The sequence below is a fragment of the Alsobacter soli genome, from assembly GCF_003004785.1.
Taxonomy (GTDB): Bacteria; Pseudomonadota; Alphaproteobacteria; order Rhizobiales; family Beijerinckiaceae; genus Alsobacter; species Alsobacter soli.
Window position 1 is genome coordinate 1 of the sequence record NZ_PVZS01000048.1, and the last position, 14,996, is coordinate 14,996.

Annotated in this window: 27 protein-coding genes; all 27 read left to right on the top strand. The window is 66.3% G+C overall.

Annotated features, from left to right (window positions below):
- Positions 1 to 97: 97 nt before the first annotated feature.
- The 27 genes from rpsJ (at position 98) to rplQ (ending at position 14,681) form a co-directional block, all read left to right on the top strand.
- Positions 98 to 406 (top strand): 30S ribosomal protein S10, encoded by a 309-nt coding sequence (gene rpsJ / locus SLNSH_RS23280; protein WP_106340522.1) that lies wholly within the window; start codon positions 98 to 100, stop codon positions 404 to 406.
- A 28-nt stretch (positions 407 to 434) separates the two neighbouring features.
- Positions 435 to 1,160, top strand: coding sequence for a 50S ribosomal protein L3 (gene rplC / locus SLNSH_RS23285; RefSeq protein WP_106340524.1), 726 nt, complete (start codon positions 435 to 437; stop codon positions 1,158 to 1,160).
- Complete coding sequence (gene rplD, locus SLNSH_RS23290) at positions 1,160 to 1,780, top strand: 50S ribosomal protein L4 (protein ID WP_106340526.1); 621 nt, start codon at positions 1,160 to 1,162, stop codon at positions 1,778 to 1,780. The genes rplC and rplD overlap by 1 nt, the downstream gene beginning before the upstream one ends.
- Entirely contained in the window at positions 1,777 to 2,073 is a 297-nt protein-coding gene (locus SLNSH_RS23295) for a 50S ribosomal protein L23 (protein ID WP_106340528.1), read from the top strand. Before rplD ends, SLNSH_RS23295 begins: the two co-directional genes overlap by 4 nt.
- 17 nt (positions 2,074 to 2,090) lie before the next feature.
- Positions 2,091 to 2,930, top strand: a complete 840-nt coding sequence (gene rplB / locus SLNSH_RS23300) for a 50S ribosomal protein L2 (protein ID WP_106340531.1) — start codon at positions 2,091 to 2,093, stop codon at positions 2,928 to 2,930.
- A gap of 11 nt (positions 2,931 to 2,941) precedes the next feature.
- Complete coding sequence (gene rpsS, locus SLNSH_RS23305; protein ID WP_106340533.1) at positions 2,942 to 3,220, top strand: 30S ribosomal protein S19; 279 nt, start codon at positions 2,942 to 2,944, stop codon at positions 3,218 to 3,220.
- 3 nt (positions 3,221 to 3,223) lie between these two features.
- Complete coding sequence (rplV, locus tag SLNSH_RS23310; RefSeq protein WP_106340535.1) at positions 3,224 to 3,604, top strand: 50S ribosomal protein L22; 381 nt, start codon at positions 3,224 to 3,226, stop codon at positions 3,602 to 3,604.
- A gap of 10 nt (positions 3,605 to 3,614) precedes the next feature.
- Entirely contained in the window at positions 3,615 to 4,322 is a 708-nt protein-coding gene (rpsC, locus tag SLNSH_RS23315; protein ID WP_106340537.1) for a 30S ribosomal protein S3, read from the top strand.
- Between the two features lie 24 nt (positions 4,323 to 4,346).
- Positions 4,347 to 4,760: a 50S ribosomal protein L16 gene (gene rplP / locus SLNSH_RS23320; RefSeq protein WP_106340539.1), complete on the top strand. Its 414-nt coding sequence runs from the start codon at positions 4,347 to 4,349 to the stop codon at positions 4,758 to 4,760.
- Between the two features lie 10 nt (positions 4,761 to 4,770).
- Complete coding sequence (rpmC, locus tag SLNSH_RS23325; protein ID WP_106340542.1) at positions 4,771 to 4,986, top strand: 50S ribosomal protein L29; 216 nt, start codon at positions 4,771 to 4,773, stop codon at positions 4,984 to 4,986.
- Positions 4,987 to 4,996: 10 nt separating this feature from the next.
- On the top strand, positions 4,997 to 5,239 hold the full coding sequence (gene rpsQ, locus SLNSH_RS23330; RefSeq protein WP_106340544.1) for a 30S ribosomal protein S17: 243 nt from the start codon (positions 4,997 to 4,999) through the stop codon (positions 5,237 to 5,239).
- A 170-nt stretch (positions 5,240 to 5,409) separates the two neighbouring features.
- The gene (gene rplN, locus SLNSH_RS23335) at positions 5,410 to 5,778 is read left to right on the top strand and encodes a 50S ribosomal protein L14 (RefSeq protein ID WP_106340546.1); all 369 of its coding nucleotides are present in this window, start codon (positions 5,410 to 5,412) and stop codon (positions 5,776 to 5,778) included.
- A complete protein-coding gene (gene rplX, locus SLNSH_RS23340) occupies positions 5,778 to 6,095 on the top strand; it encodes a 50S ribosomal protein L24 (RefSeq protein ID WP_106340548.1) in 318 nt (105 codons plus the stop codon). Before rplN ends, rplX begins: the two co-directional genes overlap by 1 nt.
- Positions 6,088 to 6,654: a 50S ribosomal protein L5 gene (gene rplE / locus SLNSH_RS23345; RefSeq protein WP_106340550.1), complete on the top strand. Its 567-nt coding sequence runs from the start codon at positions 6,088 to 6,090 to the stop codon at positions 6,652 to 6,654. Before rplX ends, rplE begins: the two co-directional genes overlap by 8 nt.
- 36 nt (positions 6,655 to 6,690) lie before the next feature.
- The gene (rpsN, locus tag SLNSH_RS23350; RefSeq protein ID WP_106340552.1) at positions 6,691 to 6,996 is read left to right on the top strand and encodes a 30S ribosomal protein S14; all 306 of its coding nucleotides are present in this window, start codon (positions 6,691 to 6,693) and stop codon (positions 6,994 to 6,996) included.
- Positions 6,997 to 7,008: 12 nt separating this feature from the next.
- A complete protein-coding gene (gene rpsH / locus SLNSH_RS23355; protein WP_106340554.1) occupies positions 7,009 to 7,407 on the top strand; it encodes a 30S ribosomal protein S8 in 399 nt (132 codons plus the stop codon).
- A gap of 37 nt (positions 7,408 to 7,444) precedes the next feature.
- Positions 7,445 to 7,978 (top strand): 50S ribosomal protein L6, encoded by a 534-nt coding sequence (gene rplF / locus SLNSH_RS23360; protein ID WP_106340556.1) that lies wholly within the window; start codon positions 7,445 to 7,447, stop codon positions 7,976 to 7,978.
- Between the two features lie 9 nt (positions 7,979 to 7,987).
- Positions 7,988 to 8,350 (top strand): 50S ribosomal protein L18, encoded by a 363-nt coding sequence (rplR, locus tag SLNSH_RS23365; RefSeq protein ID WP_106340558.1) that lies wholly within the window; start codon positions 7,988 to 7,990, stop codon positions 8,348 to 8,350.
- A gap of 162 nt (positions 8,351 to 8,512) precedes the next feature.
- Positions 8,513 to 9,079 (top strand): 30S ribosomal protein S5, encoded by a 567-nt coding sequence (rpsE, locus tag SLNSH_RS23370; protein ID WP_106340560.1) that lies wholly within the window; start codon positions 8,513 to 8,515, stop codon positions 9,077 to 9,079.
- An 11-nt stretch (positions 9,080 to 9,090) separates the two neighbouring features.
- Positions 9,091 to 9,273, top strand: coding sequence for a 50S ribosomal protein L30 (gene rpmD / locus SLNSH_RS23375; protein ID WP_106340562.1), 183 nt, complete (start codon positions 9,091 to 9,093; stop codon positions 9,271 to 9,273).
- 13 nt (positions 9,274 to 9,286) lie between these two features.
- Complete coding sequence (rplO, locus tag SLNSH_RS23380; RefSeq protein WP_106340564.1) at positions 9,287 to 9,769, top strand: 50S ribosomal protein L15; 483 nt, start codon at positions 9,287 to 9,289, stop codon at positions 9,767 to 9,769.
- Between the two features lie 119 nt (positions 9,770 to 9,888).
- A complete protein-coding gene (gene secY, locus SLNSH_RS23385; protein ID WP_106340566.1) occupies positions 9,889 to 11,223 on the top strand; it encodes a preprotein translocase subunit SecY in 1,335 nt (444 codons plus the stop codon).
- Positions 11,220 to 11,801: an adenylate kinase gene (locus SLNSH_RS23390; protein ID WP_106340568.1), complete on the top strand. Its 582-nt coding sequence runs from the start codon at positions 11,220 to 11,222 to the stop codon at positions 11,799 to 11,801. Before secY ends, SLNSH_RS23390 begins: the two co-directional genes overlap by 4 nt.
- 272 nt (positions 11,802 to 12,073) lie before the next feature.
- On the top strand, positions 12,074 to 12,442 hold the full coding sequence (gene rpsM, locus SLNSH_RS23395) for a 30S ribosomal protein S13 (RefSeq protein WP_106340576.1): 369 nt from the start codon (positions 12,074 to 12,076) through the stop codon (positions 12,440 to 12,442).
- A 185-nt stretch (positions 12,443 to 12,627) separates the two neighbouring features.
- Positions 12,628 to 13,017 carry a 30S ribosomal protein S11 gene (gene rpsK, locus SLNSH_RS23400; RefSeq protein WP_106340570.1) on the top strand — a complete coding sequence of 130 codons (390 nt, stop codon included), beginning with the start codon at positions 12,628 to 12,630 and terminating at the stop codon, positions 13,015 to 13,017.
- 120 nt (positions 13,018 to 13,137) lie between these two features.
- Complete coding sequence (locus tag SLNSH_RS23405; protein ID WP_106340572.1) at positions 13,138 to 14,154, top strand: DNA-directed RNA polymerase subunit alpha; 1,017 nt, start codon at positions 13,138 to 13,140, stop codon at positions 14,152 to 14,154.
- A gap of 98 nt (positions 14,155 to 14,252) precedes the next feature.
- Complete coding sequence (gene rplQ / locus SLNSH_RS23410; RefSeq protein WP_106340574.1) at positions 14,253 to 14,681, top strand: 50S ribosomal protein L17; 429 nt, start codon at positions 14,253 to 14,255, stop codon at positions 14,679 to 14,681.
- Positions 14,682 to 14,996: the final 315 nt, after the last annotated feature.

Genomic DNA, 14,996 nt, shown 5'->3' on the forward strand with positions numbered 1-14,996 from the left:
CCGGCGTGGTGGCCTCCATCATCGCGTAACGAAGGGGCGCGTCCGCCAAGCGGACGCGCCATCCATCCGGACGGGATCAGCCCGAGGGCTTACGACAATGAACGGCCAGAACATCCGAATCCGCCTCAAGGCGTTCGACCATCGCGTGCTCGACACGTCGACGCGCGAGATCGTCTCGACCGCGAAGCGGACCGGAGCGCAGGTGCGGGGACCGATCCCCCTTCCGACGCGTATCGAAAAATTCACTGTGAACCGCTCCCCGCACGTCGACAAGAAGTCGCGGGAGCAGTTCGAGATCCGCACCCACAAGCGCGTTCTCGACATCCTCGACCCGACCCCCCAGACCGTCGACGCTTTGATGAAGCTCGACCTGGCGGCCGGCGTCGACGTCGAGATCAAGCTCTAAGGCCAGCGCGGGACACGGGGACCACACCATGCGGTCAGGCGTCATCGCCAAGAAAATGGGCATGACCCGCATCTTCACGGATGCTGGGGAGCATGTGCCCGTCACCGTCCTTCAACTCGACAACTGCCAGGTTGTCGGTCACCGGACGGAAGACAAGAACGGCTACACCGCGCTGCAGGTCGGCGCGGGTCTGGCCAAGGTCAAGAACGTCTCCAAGGCCGAGCGCGGGAACTTCGCGATCGCCAAGGTGGAGCCGAAGCGCAAGGTCGCGGAGTTCCGCGTGTCGAACGACACGATGATCCCCGTCGGCGCCGAGATCACGGCCGACCACTTCGTCGCTGGGCAGTTCGTCGACGTGACGGGCATCACGACGGGTAAGGGCTTCGCCGGCGGCATGAAGCGCTGGAACTTCGGCGGTCTGCGCGCTTCGCACGGCGTGTCGATCTCGCATCGCTCGCTCGGTTCGACCGGCGGCCGCCAGGATCCCGGCAAGACGTTCAAGAACAAGAAGATGGGCGGTCATCTCGGCGTCGAGCGCGTGACCACGCAGAACCTGCGTGTCGTGCAGACGGACGTCGAGCGCGGTCTGATCCTCGTCGAGGGCGCGGTCCCCGGCGTGAAGGGCGGCTGGATCTTCGTGCGGGACGCGGTGAAGCGCGCTCTCCCGGCGGAGGCTCCGAAGCCCGGCGCGTTCCGGCTGCCGAACGGCTCCGAGACGGCGGCTCCCGCGGCCGAAGGTCAGGAGAACGCGTGATGAAGCTCGACATCAAGAATTTCGACGGCGGCGCCGCCGGCTCGGTCGAGCTCTCGGATGAGATCTTCGGTCTCGAGCCGCGCGAGGACCTGATCCAGCGCTATGTGCTGTGGCAGCTGGCCAAGCGCCAGGCGGGCACGCACAAGACCAAGGGCCGCGCCGAGATCTGGCGCACCGGCAAGAAGCTCTACAAGCAGAAGGGCTCCGGCAACGCCCGTCACGGCTCGGCCCGCGTGCCGCAGTTCCGCGGCGGCGGTCGCGCCTTCGGTCCGGTCGTCCGCTCGCACGAGCACGACCTGCCGAAGAAGGTGCGCGCGCTGGCCCTGAAGCATGCGCTCTCGGCCAAGGCCAAGGATGGCGCGATCGTGGTGGTCGACCAGGCGTCCGCGACCGAGCCGAAGACCAAGGCGCTGCGCGAGCGCTTCACGGCTCTCGGCCTCGGCAACGCGCTGATCATCGACGGCGCCGAGCTGAACCAGAACTTCGCGCTCGCCGCGCGGAACATCCCGAACATCGATGTCCTGCCGATCCAGGGCATCAACGTGTACGACATCCTCCGTCGCGATACGCTCGTTCTGACGAAGGCTGCTGTCGACGCGCTGGAGGCGCGCTTCAAATGAGCACCGATCCGCGTCATTACGACATCATCCTCGGCCCGGTGATCACCGAAAAGGCGACCAACCAGTCCGAGCAGAACAAGGTGGTCTTCAAGGTTCGCAAGGACGCCTCCAAGCCGCAGATCAAGGCTGCGGTGGAGAAGCTCTTCGACGTGAAGGTCGAGGCGGTGAACACCCTGATCCGCAAGGGCAAGGTGAAGCGCTTCAAGGGCACGGTCGGCAAGCAGTCGGACGTGAAGAAGGCCGTGGTGACCCTGGCCGAAGGCCAGTCGATCGACGTCACCACCGGGCTTTGAGCGAGGGATAGGGAACAATGGCGCTCAAGACCTTCAAGCCGATCACGCCGAGCCTTCGCCAGCTCGTGATCGTCGACCGCAGCGAGCTCTACAAGGGCAAGCCGGTCAAGACGCTCACGGAAGGCAAGTCCTCGAACGGCGGCCGCAACAACACCGGCCGGGTGACCGTGCGTTTCCGCGGCGGCGGCCACAAGCAGACCTACCGCATCGTCGACTTCAAGCGTCGCGAGCGCCTGGGCGAGACGGCCACGGTGGACCGGATCGAGTACGATCCGAACCGCACGGCCTTCATCGCGCTCATCCGCTACGCCGACGGCGCGCTCTCCTACATCCTGGCGCCGCAGCGCCTGGCGGTGGGCGCCGAGGTGACGGCGGCGGAGCAGGCCGACATCAAGCCGGGCAACGCCATGGCGATCGGGAACATCCCGGTGGGCACGATCGTGCACAACGTGGAGACCAAGATCGGCAAGGGTGGCGCGCTCGCCCGTTCGGCCGGCACCTACGCCCAGATCGTGGGCCGGGACCAGGGTTACGTCATCGTTCGCCTGAACTCGGGCGAGCAGCGCCTCATCCATGGCGGCTGCTTCGCCACGGTGGGCGCGGTGTCCAACCCGGACCACATGAACACCTCGATCGGCAAGGCCGGTCGGCAGCGCTGGCTCGGCCGTCGTCCGCATAACCGCGGCGTGACCATGAACCCGATCGACCACCCGCACGGCGGCGGCGAAGGCCGCACCTCGGGCGGCCGTCATCCGGTCACCCCGTGGGGCAAGCCGACCAAGGGCAAGAAGACTCGCTCGAACAAGCGGACGGACAACATGATCGTGTCGTCCCGTCACGCCCGTAAGAAGAAGTAAGGGGGTCCACGATGACTCGTTCCGTTTGGAAGGGCCCGTTCGTCGACGGTTACCTCCTGAAGAAGGCGGACGCCGCGCGGGCTTCGACCCGTTCCGAGGTGATCAAGATCTGGAGCCGCCGCTCCACGATCCTGCCGCAGTTCGTCGGCCTCACCTTCGGCGTCTACAACGGCCAGAAGCATATCCCGGTCGCCGTGTCCGAGGAGATGGTCGGCCACAAGTTCGGCGAGTTCGCCCCGACCCGTACGTTCTACGGGCATGCGGCGGACAAGAAAGCCAAGAGGCGGTAAGCCATGGGCAAGCCTGCAACTCCCCGCGCGCTTCCGGACAATGAAGCGAAGGCCGTCGCCCGCATGCTCCGGGTGTCGCCGCAGAAACTGAACCTGGTCGCCGGTCTGATCCGGGGCAAGAAGGTCGCCACGGCGCTCGCCGATCTCGAGTTCTCGAGGAAGCGCATCGCCAAGGACGTCCGGAAGTGCCTGGAGAGCGCCATCGCGAACGCCGAGAACAACCACGACCTGGACGTCGACGATCTCGTCGTCTCCCAGGCGTTCGTGGGCAAGGCGCTCGTCATGAAGCGCTTCCACGCCCGCGCCCGCGGCCGCGCCGGTCGGGTCGAGAAGCCCTTCTCGAACCTGACGATCATCGTGCGCGAAGTCGAAGCCCAGGCCTGAGGAGAGAACGATGGGTCAGAAGGTCAATCCGATCGGCCTGCGCCTCGGCGTCAACCGCACCTGGGACAGCCGCTGGGTCGCCAACAAGGGCGAGTACGGCAAGCTGCTCCATGAGGACATCGCGATCCGCAAGGCGCTGATGAAGTCGCTGAAGCAGGCCGCCATCTCGAAGATCGTCATCGAGCGCCCGCACAAGAAGTGCCGCGTCACGATCTACTCGGCTCGTCCGGGCGTCGTGATCGGCAAGAAGGGCGCCGACATCGAGAAGATGCGCAAGTCCGTGGCGAAGATGACGAACTCCGAGGTCGTCATCAACATCGTCGAGGTGCGCAAGCCCGAGATCGACGCCACCCTGGTGGCGGACTCGATCGCCCAGCAGCTCGAGCGCCGCGTGGCGTTCCGCCGCGCCATGAAGCGCGCCGTTCAGTCGGCGATGCGCCTGGGCGCGGAGGGCATCCGCATCAACTGCTCGGGTCGCCTTGGCGGCGCCGAAATCGCGCGCCAGGAGTGGTACCGCGAGGGGCGCGTTCCGCTCCACACGCTGCGAGCGGACGTTGACTACGGGGTGGCGACGGCGTTCACCACCTATGGCACCTGCGGCATCAAGGTGTGGATCTTCAAGGGCGAGATCCTGGAGCACGACCCGATGGCTCAGGACAAGCGCATGGCCGACGAGGGCGGTCAGCGGTCCGGCGGCCGTCGCGAGCACGCGGCCTGACGGACTGGTTGAGGAAACACAACAATGCTTCAGCCCAAGAAGACGAAGTTCCGCAAGCAGTTCAAGGGCCGCATCAGCGGCGCTGCGAAGGGCGGGACCAACCTGGACTTCGGCCAGTTCGGCCTGAAGGCCATGGAGCCCGAGCGCGTGACGGCTCGCCAGATCGAGGCGGCCCGTCGTGCTCTCACCCGCCACATGAAGCGCGCGGGCCGTGTGTGGATCCGCGTGTTCCCGGACGTGCCGGTGTCGTCGAAGCCGACCGAAGTGCGTATGGGTAAGGGCAAGGGCGCGCCCGAGTACTGGGCGTGCCGCGTCAAGCCCGGCCGCATCATGTTCGAGATCGACGGCGTGCCCGTCGACCTGGCTCGCGAGGCGCTGACCCTGGCCGCCGCCAAGCTGCCGATCAAGACGCGCTTCATCCAGCGCATCGCCGAATAAGGAGGGCGACATGAAACAGAAGCAGAGGCTCTCCGACCTGAACGCGATGTCGAAGGACCAGCTCCAGGACGAACTCCTGAAGCTGAAGAAGGAGCAGTTCAACCTGCGTTTCCAGAAGGCCACCGGCCAGCTGGAGAACACGGGTCGCATCAAGGAGGTCCGTCGCGACATCGCGCGGATCAAGACCACGGCGGCCGCCAAGCTCGCCGAAGCTGGCAAGGCCTGAGGAGAGACCGATGCCGAAGCGCATTCTGCAGGGCGTCGTCGTCAGCGACAAGCAGGACAAGACCGTCGTCGTGAAGGTGGAGCGTCGCTTCACGCACCCGCTTCTCAAGAAGACGGTGCGTCGGACGAAGAACTACCACGCTCACGACGAGGCCAATAAGTACAAGGTCGGCGACGAGGTTCGGATCGAGGAATCGAAGCCGATGTCGAAGCTGAAGACCTGGGTCGTGGTCGACACCGCGTCGGCCTCGTAAAAAATATTTTCAAATTTCCCGGCATTTCGCCGCGCTGGTGGGTTCCCATCGGCGCGGAAAAATGCTTCTGGAAGCACGCACAAAACGGGGGACGCAGATCCCCGTCAGGCGAAGTCCGGCGAGCCTGAGATCGCCGGAAACCGGTCTGAGACACAGAAAGGATCAAGACCATGATCCAGATGCAGACGAATCTCGATGTCGCCGACAACTCCGGCGCGCGTCGCGTGATGTGCATCAAGGTCCTCGGCGGCTCCAAGCGCAAGTACGCTGGGGTTGGTGACGTCATCGTCGTCTCCGTGAAAGAGGCGATTCCGCGCGGCCGCGTGAAGAAGGGCGACGTCATGAAGGCGATCGTCGTGCGCACGGCCAAGGACATCCGCCGTCCCGACGGCTCGGTGATCCGCTTCGACCGCAACGCTGCGGTTCTGATCAACAATCAGAAGGAGCCGATCGGCACCCGCATCTTCGGACCGGTGCCCCGCGAGCTGCGCGCCAAGAACCACATGAAGATCATTTCGCTCGCGCCCGAGGTGTTGTGATGGCCGCGAAGATCAAGAAGGGCGACAAGGTCGTCGTCATCACCGGCCGTGACGCGGGCAAGACCGGCGAGGTCGTGCAGGTCATGCCGAAGGAGACCCGGGCCATCGTGCGCGGCGTCAACCTGGTCAAGAAGCACCAGCGCCAGACCGCCAACCAGGAAGGCGGGATCATCTCGAAAGAGGCTGCGATCCACCTGTCCAACCTGGCGATCGCGGACCCGAAGGACGGCAAGCCGACCCGGGTTGGTTTCAAGGTGCTGGAGGACGGACGCAAGGTGCGTTTCGCCAAGCGTTCGGGGGATCTGATCGATGGCTAACGTGACTGTTGCGGGCGACGAGCCCCGTCTGCGCAAGATCTACAACGAGGTGGTGCGGCCGAAGCTCATCGAAGAGTTCGGCTACAAGAACGCCATGGAAGTGCCGACCATCGAGAAGGTCGTGCTGAACATGGGCGTGGGCGAGGCCACCCAGGACACCAAGAAAGCCCAGTCTGCCGCGGCCGACCTGGCGCTCATCGCCGGCCAGAAGCCGGTGATCACCCGCGCCCGCAAGGCGATCGCGACCTTCAAGGTGCGCGAGAACATGCCGATCGGCGCCAAGGTGACGCTCCGCAAGGTGCGGATGTACGAGTTCCTTGACCGCCTGGTGAACATCGCGCTCCCGCGCGTCCGCGACTTCCGGGGCCTGAACCCCAAGTCGTTCGACGGCCGGGGCAACTACGCGATGGGCATCAAGGAGCACATCATCTTCCCGGAGATCAACTACGACAAGGCCGAGGCCGTGTGGGGCATGGACATCATCGTCTGCACCACCGCCAAGACCGACGACGAGGCTCGCGCCCTGCTGCGCGCCTTCAACTTCCCGTTCCGGCAGTAAGAGCTCGCTCTTAAACGCGGAAACCAGGAGACACACATGGCCAAGAAGAGCTCTGTCGAGAAGAACAAGCGCCGCATGAAGCTGGTCCAGCAGTACGCGGGCAAGCGCGAGCGTCTTCTCGAGGTCGCCAACGACGAGTCGAAGTCCATGGAGGAGCGCTTCACCGCGCGCCTCAAGCTCGCCGAGCTGCCCCGCAACGCCAACCCGACGCGCATTCGCAACCGCTGCGAAGTGACGGGCCGGCCGCGCGCCTACTACCGCAAGTTGAAGATGTCCCGTGTGGCGCTCCGCGAGCTCGGCTCGCAGGGCCTCATCCCGGGCCTGACGAAGTCGAGCTGGTGAGGAGGATCGACAATGGCGATCAATGATCCCGTCGGTGATATGCTCACCCGCATCCGCAACGCCCAGCTGCGTCGCAAGAACAGCGTGACGACTCCCGGCTCCAAGCTGCGCGCCCGCGTTCTGGACGTGCTGCAGTCCGAGGGCTACATCCGCGGCTATTCGACGACCGAGTACGGCAACGGCCGCACGGAGTTCGAGATCGAGCTGAAGTACTTCGAGGGCGCCCCGGTGATCCGCGAAATCGCTCGCGTGTCGAAGCCCGGCCGCCGCGTGTACTCCGCCGTCGACTCGATGCCGCGCGTGGCCAACGGCCTCGGCATCACGATCATCTCCACGCCCCAGGGCGTCATGGCCGACCATGAGGCCAGGGAGAAGAACGTCGGCGGCGAAGTGCTCTGCACGGTCTTCTGATCGGCAACAGGCGCAACGCAGTCACGGGGAGACCACAATGTCTCGTATTGGAAAGAAGCCCGTTGCGGTGCCGGCCGGCGTTACGGCCACGCTGGACGGCAACCTGGTGAAGGTCAAGGGCTCGAAGGGCGAACTGTCCTTCCAGGCGCCCGACGACGTCGCCGTCACCCTCGACAACGGCGCGATCTCGGTCGCTCCGCGCACCGAGACGAAGCGCGCCCGGGCGATGTGGGGCATGTCCCGCTCGCAGGTCGCCAACCTCATCGAGGGCGTCACGAAGGGCTACGAGCGCAAGCTCGAGATCACCGGCGTCGGCTACAAGGCCGCGGTCGCCGGCAAGGTCCTGAAGCTGTCGCTCGGCTACAGCCACGACATCGACTATGAGATCCCGGCCGGCATCGCGATCGCGACGCCCAAGCCGACGGAGATCGTCGTCAGCGGCATCGACAAGCAGCGCGTCGGCCAGACGGCTGCCGAGATCCGTGAGTTCCGCGGTCCGGAGCCCTACCAGGGCAAGGGCGTCCGGTACTCGGGCGAGTTCATCTTCCGCAAGGAAGGCAAGAAGAAGTAAGGATCGGCCATGGCTAAGAACATCGAGGCCGCCGAGCGCCGTCTGGCGCGGGTGCGCCGCTCCCTCAAGAAGGTGGCCAACGGGCGTCCGCGCCTGTCGGTCTTCCGCTCTTCCAAGCAGATCTACGCCCAGGTCATCGACGATGCGAAGGGCGTGACCGTGGCGGCGGCTTCGTCGCTCGAGAAGGATCTGAAGGCGAGCCTGAAGACGGGCGCCGACAAGGCGGCCGCCGAGGCTGTCGGCAAGCTCGTCGCCGAGCGCGCCAAGGCTGCGGGCGTCGACAAGGTCGTGTTCGACCGCGGCGCCTACATGTACCACGGCCGCGTCAAGGCGCTGGCCGACGCGGCCCGCGAGGGCGGCCTGGACTTCTAAGCCGCGCGCGGGACATTCCCCCGCCGGCGGACTATGTCCGAAAAGATGCGAGGGCCACCCCAAGAGGGTGGCCTTCCGCCGTCAGGCCCTGTAAAGGGTCCGACCATTCATCGAGCGAGCGGCGCTCCCGGAGGGAGCGTCCGCGCAAGTGAGAGAGAGACAATGGCTAGAGAGCCCCGTGAACGTAAGGACCGGGATCGCGAGGAGCGCGATTCCGAGTTCGTGGACCGCCTGGTCCACATCAACCGCGTCGCCAAGGTGGTGAAGGGCGGCCGTCGCTTCGGCTTCGCCGCGCTCGTCGTCGTCGGGGACCAGAAGGGCCGCGTCGGCTTCGGCCACGGCAAGGCCCGCGAGGTGCCTGAGGCGATCCGCAAGGCCACCGAGGCCGCCAAGCGCGCGCTGATCCGCGTGCCGCTGCGCGAGGGCCGCACCCTCCATCACGACGTCGCCGGCCGTCATGGCGCCGGCAAGGTGATCCTGCGCGCAGCTCCGGCCGGTACGGGCATCATCGCGGGCGGCCCGATGCGCGCCGTCTTCGAGGCCCTCGGCATGCACGACGTCGTGTCGAAGTCGCTCGGCTCGTCCAACCCGTACAACCTCGTCCGCGCGACCTTCGACGCTCTCAAGAGCGAAGATTCGCCGCGTTCGGTCGCGGCTCGCCGCGGCCTCAAGGTCAGCGTCCTCCAGGCTCGCCGCGGCGACTCTGACGGCGCCGGCGCCGACGCGTAAGGGAGGCATCGATGGCTGAGAAGACCGTGACGGTCGAACAGATCGGCTCCCCGATCCGTCGTGAGGGCAAGCAGCGCGCGACGCTGATTGGCCTCGGGCTGAACAAGATCCGCCGCCGCTCGACCCTGACCGACACCCCCTCGGTGCGCGGCATGATCGAGAAGGTCAAGCACCTCGTGCGCGTCGTCGAGTGAGGAGCGCGGGACCATGAAGCTCAATACGATCTCCGATAACAAGGGCGCCAAGAAGAGCCGCATGCGCGTCGGGCGCGGCATCGGCTCGGGCAAGGGCAAGACCGGCGGGCGCGGCGTGAAGGGTCAGAAGGCCCGCACCGGCGTCGCCGTGAAGGGCTTCGAGGGCGGCCAGATGCCGCTCTACCGTCGCCTGCCGAAGCGCGGCTTCTGGAACCCCTTCTCCAAGGACCTGAACGAGGTGAACCTCGGCCGGATCCAGGAGGCGGTGGACGCCAAGAAGCTGGACGCGGCGCAGCCGGTCACCGTCGAGGCGCTGGTCGCCGCTGGCGTGGTCTCCAAGCCGCGCGACGGCGTGAAGATCCTCGGTGTGGGCGAGCTCACCGCGAAGCTGGCCTTCGAGGTCTACGGCGCGTCGAAGTCGGCCCAGGCCGCCATCGAGAAGGCTGGCGGATCGGTGAAGATCCTCGCCGCCGCCGTGGCGGAATCGGCGGCCTGATCCTATCTAGGATCAGCTCGTGATTGAAAACGCCGGGCGGCGGACCATGTCCGCATCGCCCGGCGTTGCGTTTTCGGGGACCCCGCGTCCCCCACACCTTTCCGATATCGGAGCGCAGTATGGCATCCGCGGCTGAACAGCTTGCAGCGAACCTGAATTTCGGAGCCCTGGCCAAGGCCGACGAGCTCAAGAAACGCATCTGGTTCACGCTCGGCGCGCTGCTCGTCTACCGGCTGGGGACCTACATCCCGCTGCCGGGCATCAACATCGATGCGCTGAACGACATCTTCAAGCAGCAGCAGCAGGGCGTGCTGGGGCTGTTCAACATGTTCTCGGGCGGCGCCGTGGGCCGCCTCGCGATCTTCGCGCTGAACATCATGCCGTACATCTCGGCGTCGATCATCATCCAGCTGCTGACCTCGATCGTGCCGAGCCTCGAGGCCCTGAAGAAGGAAGGCGAGGGCGGTCGCAAGGTCATCAACCAGTACACCCGCTACCTCACGGTCGTGCTGGCCACTTTCCAGGCCTTCGGCATCGCCAAGGGCCTGCAGGGGTCGGGCAATGTGGTGACCAACCCGGGCCTGTTCTTCGAGGTGTCGACCACCATCACGCTGGTGGGCGGCACCATGTTCCTGATGTGGCTCGGCGAGCAGATCACCGCGCGTGGCATCGGCAACGGCTCGTCGCTGATCATCTTCGCCGGCATCGTGGCCGAGCTGCCTTCGGCCATCGCGGGCACCCTCGAGCTCGGCCGACAGGGCGCTGTGTCCACGCTGCTGATTCTCGGCGTGCTCGTGATGGCTGCGGCCGTGATCGCGTTCATCGTATTCATGGAGCGGGCTCAGCGCCGGCTTCTGATCAACTATCCCAAGCGCCAGGTCGGCAACCGGGTCTACGAGGGGCAGACCTCGTTCCTGCCGCTCAAGCTGAACACATCCGGCGTGATCCCGCCGATCTTCGCCTCGTCGCTGCTGCTGCTGCCCACCACCATCGCGGGCTTTTCGGCGCAGCAGGGCGGCACGGGCTTCCTGGCCATGGTGTCGGCCTATCTGGGCCACGGCAGGCCGCTGTTCATGCTCGCCTATGCGGGCCTGATCGTGTTCTTCGCGTTCTTCTACACGGCCATCGTGTTCAACCCGACGGAGACGGCGGACAACCTCAAGAAGCATGGCGGCTTCATCCCGGGCATCCGGCCGGGTGAGCGCACGGCGGAGTTCATCGACAAGGTTCTCACCCGCATCACGGTGCTGGGCGCGGGCTACCTGGTGATCATCTGCATGTTGCCCGAACTGCTGATTTCGCAATTCGCGCTGCCGTTCTATTTCGGGGGCACGTCGCTGCTCATCGTGGTGAGCGTGACGATGGACACCGTGGCCCAGGTCCACGGCCATCTGCTGGCCCATCAGTATGAGGGCCTGGTGAAGAAAGCGAAGCTCCGGGGGAGGCGTCGTTGAGACTGATTCTGTTGGGACCGCCCGGCGCGGGCAAGGGCACGCAGGCGGTGCGTCTGGTGGAGCGGCTGGGCATCCCGCAGCTCTCCACCGGCGACATGCTCCGCGCGGCGGTCGCGGCGGAGACGCCGATCGGCCTCAAGGCCAAGGCGGTGATGGAATCGGGCGGGCTGGTGTCGGACGACATCGTGATCGGCATCGTGGCCGACCGCATCGAGGAGGCGGACGCCAGGAAGGGCTTCATCCTGGACGGCTTCCCGCGCACGGTCGCGCAGGCCGAGGCCCTGGACCGGATGCTCCAGCAGAAGGGCCTGAAGCTCGACGCCGTCGTCGAGCTCGTGGTCGACCAGGACGCGCTGGTGCACCGCATCGTCAAGCGCGCCGAGGACGCCAAGGCCGCCGGCCAGCCGGTGCGCAAGGACGACGACCCTGAGGTCTTCAAGACCCGTCTGGCCGCCTACAACCGCGACACCGCCGTGGTCTCTCCCTATTACGAAAAGACGGACCGCCTGAAGCGCATCGACGGCATGCAGCCCATCGACGCCGTCACGGAGGCCATGAAGGCGGCGATCGGGGGCTGAACTGGTCTCTTTCGCCATGCGACGTCTGAGGCCCGCCGGCTGCGCCGCGGGCCTTTTCCTTGTGTCGCTTGACACTACGGGCCGGATGCCCTAACGACCCGGCATCCGGTTTCACGGTTGGGACTCCCGAAGCCTCGCAGGCGGGGCGGCGGGGGTCTCGTTCGTCGTGAAGCCAACCGCGCAGGGGCCGGCCTCCACCGGACGCGCGGGACTTGCAACCGCCGGGACAGCCCGGCTCGGGCGACAAGCCCGATCACATGGAGACGGCCAGCATGGCTCGTATCGCAGGCGTCAACATCCCGACCAACAAGCGCGTCGTGATCGCCCTCCAGTACATCCACGGCATCGGCTCGAAGAAGGCGGAAGAGATCACCACCGCCCTCAACATCCCGGCCGAGCGCCGCGTGGCGCAGCTCACCGACCAGGAAGTGCTTCAGATCCGCGAGATGATCGACCGCGACTACACGGTCGAGGGCGACCTCCGTCGTGAAGTCGCGATGAACATCAAGCGCCTGATGGACCTGGGCAGCTACCGCGGCCTGCGTCACCGCCGCAACCTGCCGGTCCGCGGCCAGCGCACGCACACCAACGCCCGCACCCGCAAGGGCAAGGCCAAGCCGATCGCCGGCAAGAAGAAGTGATCTGACGCGCGCAGCGCGACAGGTCTTCCCCGGCGGCCCGAGGGCCATCAGGGGATCCAGCGCCCGCCGGTCCGCCGGCGGGCTTTCCCGGTTATCCGGGGTTTCGCAGGGGAGGGCGCTTGCGTCCTCCCGACCACCTCCATCCCGAGCGCCTGGTAGGACGGGCGTGACAGAAGGATTATGACATGGCCAAGGAAGCCGCTCGCGTTCGCCGCCGCGAACGCAAGAACATCGTGTCGGGCGTCGCCCACGTGAACGCCTCGTTCAACAACACGATGATCACGATCACCGACGCGCAGGGCAACACCATCGCCTGGTCTTCGGCCGGCATGATGGGCTTCAAGGGCTCGCGCAAGTCGACCCCGTACGCCGCCCAGGTCGCGGCCGAGGACGCTGGCCGCAAGGCCGCCGAGCACGGCATGCGCACCCTCGAGGTCGAGGTGACGGGCCCCGGCTCCGGCCGCGAGTCCGCGCTGCGCGCCCTGCAGGCCGCCGGCTTCACGGTGACCTCCATCCGCGACGTGACGCCGATACCGCACAACGGTTGCCGCCCGCGCAAGCGTCGTCGCGTGTGACGCTTCTTACGTTCTGCGCGTCTGCGGCCGACGGGCCGGGGGCGCGTTTTTCGAAGCCATCGTGAACGCGGGGCCAGGGTCGACGGACCGATATGCCCCGCGCTCTTTCATGAGGGACCCATGATCCAGAAGAACTGGCAAGACCTGATCAAGCCGACGAAGCTCGACGTGACGCCGGGCGACGACGGCAAGCGGGTCGCGACGCTCGTGGCCGAGCCGCTCGAGCGCGGCTTCGGCGTTACGCTCGGCAACGCGCTGCGCCGCGTGCTCCTCAGCTCGCTGCAGGGCGCGGCCATCACCTCCGTCCACATCGACGGCGTGCTGCACGAGTTCTCGTCCATCCCGGGCGTGCGCGAGGACGTCACCGACATCGTCCTGAACATCAAGGCGATCTCGATCAAGATGCAGGCCGAGGGCGTGAAGCGCCTGACGCTGCGCAAGCAGGGCCCCGGCCAGGTCAAGGCCGGCGACATTCAGACGCCCGGCGACTGCCAGATCCTGAACCCCGACCTGGTGATCTGCACCCTGGACGAGGGCGCCGAGATCCGCATGGAGTTCACGGTGAAGATGGGCAAGGGCTACGTCCCGGCCGATCGCAACCGTCCGGAGGACGCCCCCATCGGACTGATTCCGGTGGACAGCCTCTATTCGCCCGTCAAGAAGGTCAGCTATCGCGTCGAGAACACCCGCGAGGGGCAGATCCTCGATTATGACAAGCTGATCATGACGGTCGAGACCAATGGCGGCGTGTCGCCTGAGGACGCGGTGGCCTACGCCGCCCGCATCCTGCAGGACCAGCTCGAGGTCTTCGTCAACTTCGAAGAGCCGCGGCGCGAGGAAGAGAAGACGGCGATGCCGGAACTCGCCTTCAACCCGGCGCTGCTCAAGAAGGTGGACGAGCTGGAGCTGTCGGTCCGCTCGGCGAACTGCCTGAAGAACGACAACATCGTCTATATCGGCGACCTCATTCAGAAGACGGAGGCGGAGATGCTCCGCACCCCGAACTTCGGCCGCAAGTCGCTCAACGAGATCAAGGAAGTGCTCGCGGGCATGGGCTTGCATCTCGGCATGGAAATCGCCGGCTGGCCGCCGGAGAACATCGAAGAGCTGGCCAAGCGCTTCGAGGAGCACTACTGAGCCACTGCACCGGGCGGGCGGCGGCCTGACCGCCGCCTGACCCACAATGAAGACGGCCGACCCGTGGCACGGCGGCCGAACCATCGAGGAGAGATCCCATGCGCCATGGATTCCGGGGCCGCCGGTTCAACCGCTCGGCCGAGCACCGCAAGGCGATGTTCGCCAACATGTGCCAGAACCTGATCAAGCACGAGCAGATCGTCACCACGCTGCCGAAGGCCAAGGACCTGCGTCCGGTTATCGAGAAGCTGGTCACGCTCGGGAAGCGCGGCGACCTGCACGCCCGCCGCCAGGCGATCGCGCAGATCAAGGACGTGCAGCTCGTCAAGAAGCTCTTCGACGTGCTGGGCCCACGCTACAAGGAGCGTCCGGGCGGCTACACCCGCATCATGAAGGCGGGCTTCCGCTTCGGCGACAACGCCCCGATGGCGGTGATCGAGTTCGTGGACCGCGACGTCGACGCGCGCGGCCAGGACTCCGGCCCGACCATGAAGTCCGAGGTCGTGGACGTCGAGGCGGCTGCGTAAGCAGCTGCCCAGCGCCAGGCATTTCGAGCGGGCGGCCTCAGGGCCGCCCGTTTTCGTTTTGGCTCGCCCCCGGGCGCGCGCCCCTGGATCCCCTTCCCGCGCCTGCGGCGCGCCGGGGATGACGGCGCAGACGCTTCAGTGGAACTTGACAATATTCCTATTTTGTGCACCGTGGTCCTCACTCTCGACCCGGGAGGGGAGCGCATCCGGAGCGGTCCGTTGCGGGGTCGAGGCGCGGCGCCTGCGGGGATCGTGCACCGGAACGATCCTCCCGGGAGGCCTTCCCGAAGCGGCGACGTCGGGGACCAGGGGCGT